Source organism: Bacillus sp. EKM202B, from assembly GCF_011066025.1.
Taxonomy (GTDB): Bacteria; Bacillota; Bacilli; order Bacillales; family Bacillaceae_G; genus Bacillus_A; species Bacillus_A toyonensis.
The window spans coordinates 1-13431 of the sequence record NZ_JAAMNK010000010.1 but is presented as its reverse complement, the minus strand read 5'-3'; the positions used below and the strand labels follow the sequence as shown (position 1 = coordinate 13431).

At 31.6% G+C, this 13431-nt stretch carries 12 protein-coding genes and 1 pseudogene; 10 read left to right on the top strand and 3 right to left on the bottom strand.

The genetic code is table 11. From position 1 onward, the window contains the following. Nucleotides 1-31 precede the first annotated feature (31 nt). A pseudogene (locus G9F74_RS14145) lies at nucleotides 32-420 on the bottom strand (YxeA family protein). A 243-nt stretch (nucleotides 421-663) separates the two neighbouring features. Here G9F74_RS14145 and pepD point away from each other — a divergent pair. The 4 genes from pepD (at nucleotide 664) to G9F74_RS14125 (ending at nucleotide 5580) form a co-directional block, all read left to right on the top strand. After that, entirely contained in the window at nucleotides 664-2133 is a 1470-nt protein-coding gene (pepD, locus tag G9F74_RS14140; RefSeq protein WP_000287565.1) for a beta-Ala-His dipeptidase, read from the top strand. Between the two features lie 310 nt (nucleotides 2134-2443). Further along, nucleotides 2444-3253 (top strand): papain-like cysteine protease family protein, encoded by an 810-nt coding sequence (locus G9F74_RS14135; protein ID WP_016108406.1) that lies wholly within the window; start codon nucleotides 2444-2446, stop codon nucleotides 3251-3253. 27 nt (nucleotides 3254-3280) lie between these two features. Beyond that, nucleotides 3281-3883, top strand: coding sequence for a hypothetical protein (locus G9F74_RS14130; RefSeq protein ID WP_000517300.1), 603 nt, complete (start codon nucleotides 3281-3283; stop codon nucleotides 3881-3883). A gap of 515 nt (nucleotides 3884-4398) precedes the next feature. Next, the gene (locus tag G9F74_RS14125) at nucleotides 4399-5580 is read left to right on the top strand and encodes an agmatine deiminase family protein (RefSeq protein ID WP_016108407.1); all 1182 of its coding nucleotides are present in this window, start codon (nucleotides 4399-4401) and stop codon (nucleotides 5578-5580) included. Nucleotides 5581-6005: 425 nt separating this feature from the next. Here G9F74_RS14125 and G9F74_RS14120 read toward each other — a convergent pair whose 3' ends face one another. Next, entirely contained in the window at nucleotides 6006-6257 is a 252-nt protein-coding gene (locus G9F74_RS14120; protein WP_000827556.1) for a response regulator transcription factor, read from the bottom strand. A gap of 247 nt (nucleotides 6258-6504) precedes the next feature. On the opposite strand from G9F74_RS14120, the gene G9F74_RS14115 reads away from it, so the two are divergent. The 6 genes from G9F74_RS14115 (at nucleotide 6505) to G9F74_RS14090 (ending at nucleotide 13053) form a co-directional block, all read left to right on the top strand. After that, the gene (locus tag G9F74_RS14115; protein WP_000397971.1) at nucleotides 6505-7383 is read left to right on the top strand and encodes a helix-turn-helix domain-containing protein; all 879 of its coding nucleotides are present in this window, start codon (nucleotides 6505-6507) and stop codon (nucleotides 7381-7383) included. A gap of 140 nt (nucleotides 7384-7523) precedes the next feature. Continuing rightward, entirely contained in the window at nucleotides 7524-7802 is a 279-nt protein-coding gene (locus G9F74_RS14110; protein ID WP_000842219.1) for an AbrB/MazE/SpoVT family DNA-binding domain-containing protein, read from the top strand. A gap of 469 nt (nucleotides 7803-8271) precedes the next feature. After that, complete coding sequence (locus G9F74_RS14105) at nucleotides 8272-9522, top strand: hypothetical protein (RefSeq protein WP_001032371.1); 1251 nt, start codon at nucleotides 8272-8274, stop codon at nucleotides 9520-9522. Between the two features lie 67 nt (nucleotides 9523-9589). Further along, nucleotides 9590-10348, top strand: a complete 759-nt coding sequence (locus tag G9F74_RS14100; protein ID WP_000347979.1) for a TSUP family transporter — start codon at nucleotides 9590-9592, stop codon at nucleotides 10346-10348. Between the two features lie 252 nt (nucleotides 10349-10600). Beyond that, entirely contained in the window at nucleotides 10601-11260 is a 660-nt protein-coding gene (locus tag G9F74_RS14095; RefSeq protein WP_016108408.1) for a CatB-related O-acetyltransferase, read from the top strand. A gap of 479 nt (nucleotides 11261-11739) precedes the next feature. Continuing rightward, nucleotides 11740-13053 carry a D-alanyl-D-alanine carboxypeptidase family protein gene (locus tag G9F74_RS14090; RefSeq protein ID WP_033658416.1) on the top strand — a complete coding sequence of 438 codons (1314 nt, stop codon included), beginning with the start codon at nucleotides 11740-11742 and terminating at the stop codon, nucleotides 13051-13053. A gap of 235 nt (nucleotides 13054-13288) precedes the next feature. Here the strand turns inward: G9F74_RS14090 and G9F74_RS30545 are convergent, their stop codons facing one another. Beyond that, nucleotides 13289-13381: an IS3 family transposase gene (locus G9F74_RS30545; protein ID WP_472926357.1), complete on the bottom strand. Its 93-nt coding sequence runs from the start codon at nucleotides 13379-13381 to the stop codon at nucleotides 13289-13291. Nucleotides 13382-13431: the final 50 nt, after the last annotated feature.

Here is a 13431-nt window from a genome sequence, read left to right as displayed (position 1 = left end):
TTTATTCCGTTATTTGCGGGTTAGTTTCAAGTTAGTTAACATTTAATTTTTCTTTTACTTTTCCGGGTAAATCTACTTTCTGAATTTCTTCATAGGACTTCACTTCAATAGATGATATTTCATTTTTATCTATATCATCTTGATCTACATAAAGACGTAAAAACGCATTATCATTTAATTTATGGTCGTTTTCTTTTTTTGTACTTCTAAATGTAATTTGTTTTTTTCTCCGTCTTCATCATATGCGGGCAACGTATAGTTCCGTAAGCTTCTGCCTTCTACTTTTTCAATAGCGCCTTCACCTTTTATCTGTACGTAATATACATCCTTACCAATTCTATTTAGTGATGCTCTCTCACATCCAATAGTAATGCTTGAAAATAATAAACATAGTGTCATAACAGCAAAAAGCTTTTTCATATTATTTATCTCCTTCAATTTGTTTCTTTAAAAAGTATACAACTATTGTTAAATTAGAAAAATCGATATAGATTACAACATTCTTACAATGATGTAAGAGTATAAGGTATAGAGCGCAGAAGGATTAAATTGAACTGTTCATAACAAATTTTTAATACGTTTAAGGAAAGGTAAAATAATGAATCATGGTATAATGATAAAAGACTTACATACTATTTTTTCATTTTGAGAGGAGCTTGAAAAATGTATTCTACTTTAGAACAATTAACAAAGCACCCTGTATTTTATCATTTTGCAGAAATTTCAAAGATTCCTAGAGGATCAGGTAATGAAAAGGAAATTAGTGATTATTTAGTGCGCTTTGCAAAAGAGCGTAACTTAGAAGTGATTCAAGATCAAGCATTGAATGTCATTATTAAAAAAGACGCAACTGCTGGCTATGAGAGTGTACCAGCTATTATCATTCAAGGTCACATGGATATGGTTTGTGAAAAAAATCAAGCAACAGTACATGATTTTGAAAAAGATCCAATTGAGTTACGAATTATTGGAGACATGCTATATGCGAATCAAACAACTTTAGGTGCTGATAACGGTATTGCTGTTGCATATGCATTAGCTTTATTAGATTCAAAAGATATTCCGCATCCAGCACTTGAAGTAGTAATTACTACTGAAGAAGAAACGACAATGGGCGGAGCTTTTGCTGTTGATGCAAACCACTTTGATGGAAAGATCTTTATAAATATTGATTCTGAAGAAGATCATAAATTACTTGTAAGTAGCGCAGGTGGTGCGAAAGCAGTTGAAACAATTGCAGTAATTTGGGATGAGGCACCTGCACATATGGACGCATACCGTCTATATGTTGGTGGACTTAAGGGCGGACATTCTGGTATGGAAATTGATAAACAACGCGGAAATGCGAACAAAGTACTAGGACGAGTTTTACGTGATTTATCAATAAATATTCAATTTGATATATGTGAGGCTCACGGCGGATTAAAAACGAATGCAATTCCACGTGAAAGTGTAGCTACAATTTTATTACGTCAAGAAGATGTAGAGCAAGTTGAAGAAAAGTTAAAATCATGGACACGAGTATTACAAGAAGAAATGCGTGCTGTTGATCCAGATGTTCATGTTACACTGACAAAGTTAGATGAGAAAGTAGAAAAAGTATTTGCTAAAGAAACACAAAAACAGCTGATTTCATCATTATTCTTAATTCCAAATGGCATTCAAAGTATGAGCATGGATATTAAAGGTCTTGTAGAAAGTTCAACAAATTTAGGGGTTATTGAAACGCTGCAAGATGAAATTAAATTGCGAAACGAAGTAAGAAGTTCTGTAAGTAGTTTAAAACGACATATTGCAGATGAAATTAAATATATTGCTGAATTAGTTGGAGCAACATTTGAATTAGAGTCAGAATATCCGGAGTGGCCATACAATCCAAACTCACAAATTCGTAATTTGTTTGAAAAAGTACATCAAGAAAAATACAACAAAGATGTTGAAATCTTCGCTGTACATGCAGGGATTGAATGCAGTGTATTCGTTCAAAAGATGCCTGAATTAGATGCAATTTCATTCGGGCCAGATATATTCAACGTCCACACTCCAGATGAGCATATTAGTATTTCTTCTGTTGTGAACAACTGGGGATTCTTCGTTGATGTAATGCAGGGAATGAAAGAATTAGCTAAATAATAACGATAAAATGAAAAGTAGCCTATAAAAATTTATAGGCTCTTTTTTTGTGTTGGAATTTATCCCGCATTAACAGGTAGTAAGACCCCCACCTCAAAATTCAGCGAGGGCAAAGAAGTTAGGTGGGGGTCGGGCTGCCCATAAAAACCCGATTGGTTTAACTAATAATCAGTGGGGGATGAATAAAACCCCCACTGATTAAAGTTTCACTTTATGAGAAGTCATTTTTCGTTAGTATGTAATATTAAGCTTGAACAATTAATAAGGATGAATTGTTGATGTTTTTTAATACTTATGAAGGGGTGGAAAAATGAAGGGAAGAAAGCAATGTATTGTTTGTATGTTTTTATTGTTCTTTACATTTAGTTTCATTGGTGTTTACAAAATAATAGCAGAAGAAGTTGAATTTTCAGGAACAACTGCTCCATTGAATGTAAATGTTAGAGAAGAAAAAAGCTTGAATGCAAATATTGTAGAGGTGATTCCCGGAAATACAAAAGTATCCTTTAAAGGATGGGAGTATGGTGAAGCGGTTAAAGATTACTGGACAGGAAATTTAGATAATCGTTGGTTTTATTATTTTAAAGATGGGAAAAAAGTATATGTAACGTCAGCTTATATTAATGGGAATCCTCCAAATACATCAACAGATCGTAAATTATCTGTTCCTAACATATTACAAGAAAGATCAAATTGGTGTTGGGCGGGCACTTCGGTTTCAGTTTTAAATTATTTTGGGAAAACTCCTTCACAAGATCAGTATGTTAGGTATGTCAAAGGTGGATCATATAATAATCCTGCAACTTCACGTGAAATACAATATGGATTATCAGGATATGGTGTTAGCTCAGCTATAAGTTCTGGAGCAAAATCGTATGATTGGTTCAAAAATCAAATTAATAGTAATCAACCGATGATTGCACTCATTATGTGGCAAAATGGAGCTAACATCGGACACTTTCTAGTACTTGATGGATTCTATAAAGGTACAAATGGAACAGACTATATAACTTACATGGACCCTTGGTATGGTGATCATTATAATCATAATTTCAGTACGTTCCATAACAATAATAATTTTTGGTGGAATGAAACTGTTTATAATATCCGTGCAAATTAATAATATTAAAAGTGTGGGGGTTCATGAATGGGAAAACTACTTAGGCTTGTGATACCATGCATTTGTTTAATGACTGTTATTATTTTCGCTAGTAAAATTAGTTATGCATCAAAAAATAAAAGTGAGCCAGTACAATCGATCGCATTAAAAGATTATCAATATAGTAAGAGTAGTTCTTCTGAAAATGTAAGTTTTGAAAAAATAACAACCTCACCATTTTCGTTACCAATCTATGAAACAATTCCAGCACAGCAAATGTTAAATAGCTCTGAATTTAAGCATATACTATTACCAACAAATGAAAAGTTGTGGTTTATTATGAAAGGTGAGCAGCCGGAGGGACTAATTGTTGCGAATGATACTGAACCGATTCGAACGGGTGGAGAAAATAGAAGTAAAGATTTATATGGGTTATATAAAGCAATAAAAAATAATACAAATGAAACAAAAAATATTAGTTATTTTGAATTTGAAGGGCAAGGAATATTGGTAGTAAATCAAAATAATGACCAAGAAATATATCTTAGTAAGGGTGCTGCTGCTATATTAAAACTTCCTGCTGGTCAAAAAATAGTAAGCAGTGAAGTAATACAGAAAATGAAAGAGAGAATCGTAACTGCTTTTGAATAGTTAATTATAAACTGAATAAATATATACGTATGTAATATGAAATTTCATGTACTGTATTAGTTTTAGAAATGAATACATTCATAAAAAATACAGTAGACGGAGCAGAAAAGATAACAAGTGAAAAAAAGCGCGAGATGTTATAGGGGTCAATGGTGATTATAGTAGGAATTGTTGATTCTTATTTGTTATTTATATGAGGTTGAACATGGAACAGGCAAAAGGCAAAAGGCAAAAGGATTGATGTTAGAGGTATAAACATAATAGTGCATATAAAAAGGTTAGAGAAGCTAATTCTCAAACCTTTTTATATGCATTCCAAAGTTTTTATAAATGGTGGAGTTACACATGCTCATCAAGTTAACATTTCATACCACCCCCGGAGTGGATTTTTTGCATTTTGCACAGAAAGATATTGTTCGATTTAAATCGTGCTTCATACGTAATAATTTAATTAAAAAAGCTTGACCTTAACACTATGTAAAGGTTTACAGTGGAACAGAAAAGGAGGTTAAGAAATGCAAAAAATAACGAAATTGTGTATGAGTGCTGTACTAACCACATCTATTATTAGTGGTTATGCTCAAATTAAGGGAATTGAGAAAGTCCAGGCGAAGGAAATTGAAAAACCGCAGAGAGAAGATAGGAAGAAAGTAGAGGCGCAAAAAATAGTAGGAAAGTATACAATGCCAGATGAAAAAAGCAAACATGAAGGAACATGGCTACAATGGCCTCATGAACTTACATACGGGTCAAAATATCAGCAAGAAGTAGAACCGATTTGGATTCAAATGACAGAATCTTTAAGCAAAGGAGAAAAAGTTCATATTGTTGCATATGATCAAGAAGAGAAAGAAAGAATTATTGAAGTTCTAACGGATCAAGGGGTAAATATGGAGAAAATTGATTTCTTTATCGCACCTACTGACGATGTATGGGCTAGAGATACTGGACCAATTTTTGTTTACGATAATGACAAAAATTTAAAGATATTAGATCCAGGCTTTAACGGATGGGGAAAGAAAACGCCATATAAGAAAGATGCTCGTCTTCGTGAGAATCTTAGCAATCAGTTAGGCATTGAAAGAATAAATTGGAATAAATTTGTTCTTGAAGGTGGCGCATTTGAATTGGATGGTAATGGAACTGTTTTATTAACTAGAAGTGCTGTGACGAATAAAAATAGGAACGCTAAATTGTTAGAAAAGGATATTGAAAAATATTTTAGTGAACTTGGGGTAACAAATTTTATTTGGTTAGATGGAGCACCTAACTTAGATATTACTGATTTTCATATTGATGGATTTGCCAAATTCCACGATAAATCTACTATTATAACGTTAAAAGAAAAAGATTTGGCTGAATGGGGAGCGTCTGGCAAAGATATTAACAAGTTGCTGCAGGCAAAAGATGCTACAGGTAATAAGTACAAGTATGTATATCTACCGCTAAGTAAGAATAATGTTACATTAAAAAATGGGGAGAAGCTTGATTATAAAGGTTCCTATATTAATTATTATATAGCGAATGAAGTCATCTTAGTTCCAAACTATAATGATCCTAATGATAAAATAGCAAATGAGATGATTCAAAAACTTTATCCTGATCGTAAAGTGTTGGGGATAGATGTAAGAGAGCTGTATAAAAATGGTGGTATGATTCATTGTATTACTCAACAACAACCAATTAATTTAAAATAATATATTTATAATTCTTTGGGAAGTTGTCTATTTCTTATGAGAATCTGTTTATCCATAGGATAGGTAAAGACGCGATAGCATTTTTACCTATTTTATTGTATTTTTTTATGAGTTTAGTATAACTTTCCTATAAACTGAAGAAACCTACCCTTTTTGAAAAAATCTTAATCAAAATGATAGGTTTTTTAAATGAAAAGCTATACTTGCTGTTGCGGAAGAAACATTGTTTAAAGGTATGTTTTCACCTTTTAAAAGTTTCTAGTACAATCATTCTTACTAAAATATCTATAAGAATAAGATTTATATGTTTTTTTTAACAATCCATACATGCCCATCAACTTCAGAATGCAGAATTACCATAAATAATAAAAGTTCAGCGGTTTTTCTGTTTTTATTTGTAACTTAAACGAATTATACTTGGACAATTATTGTGCAATCTTTTCAAATAAATGACTTTCTTTATTTGAAAATAAGGGTGCATCTATAAACCCAAAATGATAAACTAAAATACCTAATTCCACTCTAGAATGAATACGCCATTTTTCTTTAATATGATTAATTATCGTTGAAATTCTTCTAGGGCTAATATATATCTTTTTGGAAATTTCTGCATCTGTTAATCCTTTTGCTACATAAATAGCCACTTCTAACTCTCTTTCGGTTAACATTCTTTTCATAAAATAAGCTCCTTCGAAATTATTCATATAAAAATCAAAAGAAACTATTATTTGAAATAAAGCTGAAAAATCATATCCAATACTCTTTATTCCCTTTAATTGTAATAATTTCTCTCATTTTAATACAAGTTTGTAAAAGAAACTATAAATCAATATAATTAGTAATTGTAACTATATTAATTTTACATCACATTAAAAGTTGGAAAATATTCTTATACTCATAAATTGTTACATTTGAGGGGGAGAAATGGAATTCTATAATCTCGGTATTATTATTAAAGAACTTAGAAAGAAAAAAAATATATCACAATCTGAACTATGTCGGGGAATATGTTCACAAAGTCAGATTAGTAAGATAGAAAAAGGTATTATTTATCCATCTAGCATATTGTTGTATCAATTATCTGAAAGACTTGGTGTTGATCCGAATTATATATTTGCGCTAACTCAAAATAAAAAATTAAAATATGTAGAAAACGTAAAATATGTAATAAGAGATTGCATAAAACAAAAACAATATGAAGAACTTTATGAAATAGTGAAAAAAGAGAAAAACGAAAATAATTTCGAGTCAAAAGAAAATAAACAATTTCTACTATGGCATGAAGCAATTGCTATATTTATGGTGAACAGATCAACAAAAACTGCTTTAAATCTTTTAAATCATGCATTAAAACTAACTGTAACCAATGCTGATTTTTTATCAGAAAGAGAAATAGATATTATGCATACAATGGCAGTAATCTATGCGGAAAATGGAGAATATGAAAAAAGTATAGGCATATTAAAGAAATGTTTAAGTAATTTTAATAAGATAGAATTTCCTAGAAATAAAGAAATTAAATTAAGAATTATTTATAACTTAACAAAATGTTTACATCTTACATATGAACATGTAGAAGCAATAAAGTACAGTGATATAGGTATTAAATTAGCCATTAATATAAATAGTTTATACTTATTAGGGGAACTAAATTTCGAAAAAGGTTCAAATTTATTAGAACTTCAGCAATCTAGTGAAGATGGTTTTAACTATATTAATAAGGCTTTATTTATTTTTGAACTAACAGAAAGAAAACAATATATTAAGATAATCAAGGATAAATATTTTAAAAACCAGAAATAAACATGAGAAAGCTTTAATATGAGCTATTCCTTATTGGAATTTCCTGTTAAAATAAGTGCTGTAATACGAACTATTCCTTATTGCTGTTTATTGCTAAAATAAGTCCTGTAATAGTAGATAAAAATAAAGGGTGACATTTTATGAAATCAAGAGGGAGTACTCGTAAAGCAGATAGTATGGGGCGTATTGTTATTCCAATGGAAATAAGACGGAGTTTAGGAATTGTAGAAAAAGATGCGCTAGAAATGTTTGTGGAAGATGATCAGATTATTTTGCGGAAATATCAATCTTCGCAAGCTTGTGCAATTACAGGTGATATTTCAGATAAGAATATTTCGTTAGCGAATGGGAAGATTATTGTAAGTCCAGAGGGAACAGAACTGTTAATAAAGAAGTTACAGCAATATCTTTTAAAATAAAAGATAAGTAAGAACTTTAAAATAAAATATACTTGTAAAGAAGGTCCTCTATCATTCAGGGGACTTTTTTTATTGCATGTTTAATTGTTATAAATAAAATAGAGGGGAATAGCTGGTCCAATGAAATGCGAATTATCCTAAAAGTAGTCTGACTATTTTTTATAAAAAATCCTAACTATTTACATTTTTTGGTTTCGTGTTATATTTTTACTGTTAGTATGAAGAAAATTCTGATTTCGATTTTCGGAAAGTTTTAGAAAATGAATTAGATTTTCAAATTAAATATGCTAATTCAAGGGGAATTCGTTGGAGAAATGTAACTAAGAGGAAATCTCGTATCATTCACGTTTAGTATCTGTAAATTGGTGGTTCTAATAGTTCTGACGAAAAGCAAAGGAGCAAAAAAGAAGTGGGTAGTTCATTTAACAGGAGATATGGTGTAGAAAAATAAAATAACGGAGGTTTTATAATGAATAAAGGAATACTGCAGATTACGGAAATTGAAGAAATTACTATTCCTAATGTATTAAAGGATAAAATCAAGAATCTGATAGACAATGAATTAAAAACTCATAATCCTTATACTTGTGATCAAGAAATAGCTGCAAGCTTTTCAAAAGAGTGGCTCATTTGTTTGATTGACTATTCAAAGAAAACTCCGAATTCAGATGTAAAAAAACTACTTCATATGATAAAAGAAGCGAATTGTGGTGGAAACGTACCGCCTATCCTTATTAAAAATATTCCGTGTGATCCTATGGAAACCCTATTACCTGGAGAAAATCGCAAAGGCTTTAATTATGGTGAAAACGAACACGATAGAATGAAAAAATATTTTTATGCTGAATGGGTCACATGGCTTTTTGCCACACTTTTTAATTATGATGCTTTGATTCATCCGTCCGAACATGCAGGGAAAAATAGATTTCATCTCATTTCCCCTTTAAACAATGATGAAGTTTTGCGAAATGTCGGTGCAAGCACTGGTGGCGGAAACTTTTATCAACATAACGATGCGACAGTGTATACAGATATGAAAGATCAATTACATATTGAAGAAAGATTGAAATCGTTCAATACGAATTTAGACATTGTATCGAATAGACTTAATAAATCCGTCGAACTAATAGTTTCGGAAATTACTTGCGGCAAATTTACGAGGGTTGATGCTCTTTTATTAAAAGGAGTGTTAAATTTAAAAACCAATACTCATATTGGAACACCAAAATTACTTCAAAAGCATCTTGAAGAAAATCACTTCAGTAAAGATGATATATTGGCGATAAGTAAAATGCCTATTGCTCATATCGCAGGAATGGCGGATGGTGAAATATCGGGATTCGTAGGGGAAATAAACCAAATTATATTTTTGGATGATAATGGTGATATTATTGCAACTTGTTTGAATGGAGCAGAAAATAGATTGATTTATGTGGGAGGAAGTGAAGAAGAAAAGTTAAAATTCGACATGTTTTTGGAACTGTTACGGACAATGCCTACTTATAAAGTCCCGCTTACATCTGAAGATTTATTGATTATGCCAAATTCATACTATGGTAAGCAAACAAATGTAACCCATGGTAGAGAAAGGTTATCGGAGGAAGAATATAAAATTCCGATTGGTGATAATAAGTATGGACGTAGAATTGTTTGCAGGCAATACGTTTCCAGCCGATTACGCGACCAGAAAGAGAGTTACTTTACAGATATCATAAACTAGTTTAAAGAGAGGAGGGAGAATGGGAAGGTTTGGGCTGTAATAGCTCAAACCTTCCCATTTCCTTTATATGGATTTTACTATTGAATTACTCATATTACTATTTTTAGTAGCTATTTTAGCAGGATGGATAGATACAATTGCTGGGGGCGGTGGTATGATAACTATCCCAGTAATGTTATTAGTAGGTATGTCTCCTTCTGTAGCGATAGCAACTAATAAACTACAAGGGAGTAGCGGAACCCTCATGGCAACTGTGATTTTTATTAAGAAGAAAGAAATTAATCTCAAAGAAATGCGTTTGTCCATCTTAATGACCTTTTTTGGATCTATTTTGGGTGGATGGCTTATTTTACAGATACGAGCAGAATATCTAATCATGATATTACCTTTCTTACTTATTATTATTGGTCTTTATTTTCTATTATCTCCAAATATAGCAAACGAAGATCGACCGAGAAAAATAAGTATGTTGTTATTTGCGTTAACAGTGGCTCCATTCCTTGGATTTTATGATGGTTTCTTCGGCCCAGGAACAGGTAGCTTAATTGCTTTAGCGTTCATTCTTTTATGTGGATATAGTGCTACAAGAGCAACTGCAAATGCTAAGATTTTGAATTTTACTAGTAATTTCGCTGCTTTGTTATATTTTATTATTTTTGGCCAAATTGATTGGACAATTGGGCTGATTATGATGCTTGGTCAAATTATAGGGTCATATATTGGGGCAAAGATGGTGCTTACAAAAGGGACGTCATTAATACGACCAATAGTGGTTATTGTTTGCTTTGTCATGGCAATTAAAATTTTTTTACAAAATATGAACTAAATGTAATTAATATATTATTTGTATCAAAGTTAGAGTGTTTTAATGTTCTTGTTGCAGTATTACGCTGTTTAAGATGTGTTCAAAATTAAACAATTTGACTAGTGTAATGTATTGCGTTATGCTTTTTTTAGTATAAAAGAAAGGCTTGAAGATAATGATTCGTCGTTTGAAAAAGTTTAAAAATGTAGCTGTCGTATTAAGCTTCTAAGTAAATTATTAAATCTACCATACTTAGAAGCGAGGAATGTAATTATGAAGCATCCATTATATAATCATTGGTCTGAAACGAAGTATTTAAAAGATATAGTAACAAATCCACTTATTGAAGTAGGAGAGTACTCCTATTATTCAGGATATTATGGCGATCAAAATTTTGAAGATGGTTGCGTTAGATATTTATGGGGCGATGCTAAGTCTCGAGTACTTTTCAATCCAATTGAACAGATGGGTTGGCAACTTGATAAACTCATTATTGGAAATTATGTTTGTATTGCAAGTGGAGTTGTCATTTTAATGGGTGGGAATCATAATCATCACCCTGAATGGATTACAGTTTATCCATTCATTGAGCAAATAGAACAATCATATGAACCGAAGGGTGATACAGTCATTAAAAGCGATGCCTGGATTGGTATGAATGCTATAATAATGCCTGGCGTTACAATCGGTGAAGGTGCAATTGTTGCGGCAGGATCTGTCGTAAGTAAAGATGTTCCGTCGTATACAATAGTTGGTGGAAATCCTGCTAAGGAAATAAAGAAACGATTCACTGATACAGAAATAAACATGTTAATGGAAATGCGTTGGTTTGATTGGGATAGGGAATTGATTGAGAAGGCAATTCCTCTTTTATCTAGTCCATCCATCGAACCATTATTTGCTTTTTATAAAAATGAAGTGAAAAATAAATAAATCAGTTAGAAAAACTACATCCAGTATAGGGTGTAGTTTTTTTATTACAAAAAACTAATAGTTTAGACTAAAGGAAATTTATCTCTAATATAAGTCTAGCAAATAGCTGAATTGAATAATTAAAATCCTTGATAGCTAATAAACGAATGCTTGATTACCAGTGTGTCTCGATATTTAATCGGGACACACTGGTTTTATTTTTTGTAAATGTGGAACAAATGTATTATTTAGATTGTCTATTAAGTGTAATCCTAAAAAATATGAAAGTACGGATCATTTTGAAAAATACGAAGGTATTAAAAAGAGGGATGTGTGTGGGAATACGAAGTGTCATTGTCCTAAAAGGGTTTGATGAGATGGTCTATATGAAAGTTATCCTAACGTCTTATATGTATATAGAATTTGATAACACTGTCTATTTTTTGAGGATTATGTTAGAAGAACGTTTTTTGAGTACAAAGATATTGGAGGTAACAGAAGTGAAAGGTATGTTTTGCAAGAGATTTATTGCAATAGTAACAGTGCTTGCACTATTTTGTAGCATTGTTGTTACATCTGGAAGAGCATCAGCGGAAACAGTTCCTGCTATAGACGTTGAAGCAGGATCAGCAATTTTAATAGAGGCAAATTCCGGAAAAATTTTATATCAAAAAAATGCAGATGAATCATTGGCAATTGCTAGTATGACAAAAATGATGAGCGAATACTTAGTGCATGAAGCGGTAGATAAAGGAAAACTTAAATGGGATCAAAAAGTTAAAATCTCTGAATATGCACATAAGATTTCGCAAGATCGTTCATTATCAAACGTTCCATTAGAAAATGGTGGCTCTTATACGGTAAAAGAGTTATATGAGGCAATGGCAATTTACTCTGCAAATGGTGCAACAATTGCTTTAGTTGAAGAGATTGCTGGTAAAGAAGTCAATTTTGTAAAAATGATGAACGATAAGTCAAAAGAGTTTGGAATGAAAGATTATAAATTTGTAAACTCTACAGGCTTAACAAATCAAGATTTAAAAGGATATCACCCAGAAGGGACAACTCTAGACGAGAAAAATAAAATGTCTGCAAGGGATTGTGCAATTTTAGCACAACGTCTTATTCAAGATTTCCCCCAAATATTAAATACAGCAAAAATTCCTAAAAAAACATTCCAAGAGGGTGGTAAATATCCAATTGATATGGCGAACTTTAATTGGATGTTAAAAGGTTTAATTAAGCAATATGAAGGTGTAGATGGTTTGAAAACAGGAACGACTCCAGAAGCGGGAGATTGTTTCACTGGTACAGTAGAAAGAAATGGTATGCGCCTAATTTCTGTAGTGATAAAAGCAAAATCTCATACGGCACGTTTTGATGAAACAAAGAAATTATACGATTATGGATTTGCGAATTTTGAAGTGAAGAATGTCTACGGAAAAGATGCAGTAGTAAAAGGACATGAAACAGTTCGAGTAGCAAATGCAAAAGATAAAGATGTAGTAGTTCAAACGAAGCAAGCTGTTGCACTTCCAATGCCGAAGGGCAACAATGACGTTTATAAAAAAGAATTTAAAGTATCGAATAAAGAACAAGAAGCGCCTATTAAAAAAGGTGTAACAATTAGTAAAATGATTATCTCGCCTAAAGATAATATAGATCCTGGGTTCTTATCAGGTAAATCATTACAAATAGACCTTGTAACAAAATCTGATGTAGAACAAGCAAATTGGTTTACACGTTTTATGCGCCAAATCGGATCTTTCTTTAGCGGTATGTGGGATAGTGCGGTTGATATAGTAAAAAGCTAACTTTATAGGATAAAACTAAATAGTAATCTGGAACAAAAAGTTTCAAAGTACTATAGATTCTTATGAGGGTAGCTTGGAATGGAAGATTGTATTAATTCTCAAATTTGGTTCTTCGGAACTTTTCGTATTGCAATTAAGCTAAAATAAATTTGTATCCATATAATCAAAAAACGCTATTCTTTTTGTAGAAATATACAGTGGTCTGACCCCATTTGGTGAGACAAAGAAAAAACACCTAGATAACATGTTTCCTATAAGCTATAGGTGACATATTATCTAATTTTCTCTGAATCCGTTCATAATTATAGTAGTGGATGTATTCATCCACAGTTTGTATTATACTAGCATTATTCGATTGTTTTATATTTTGCGCATAGA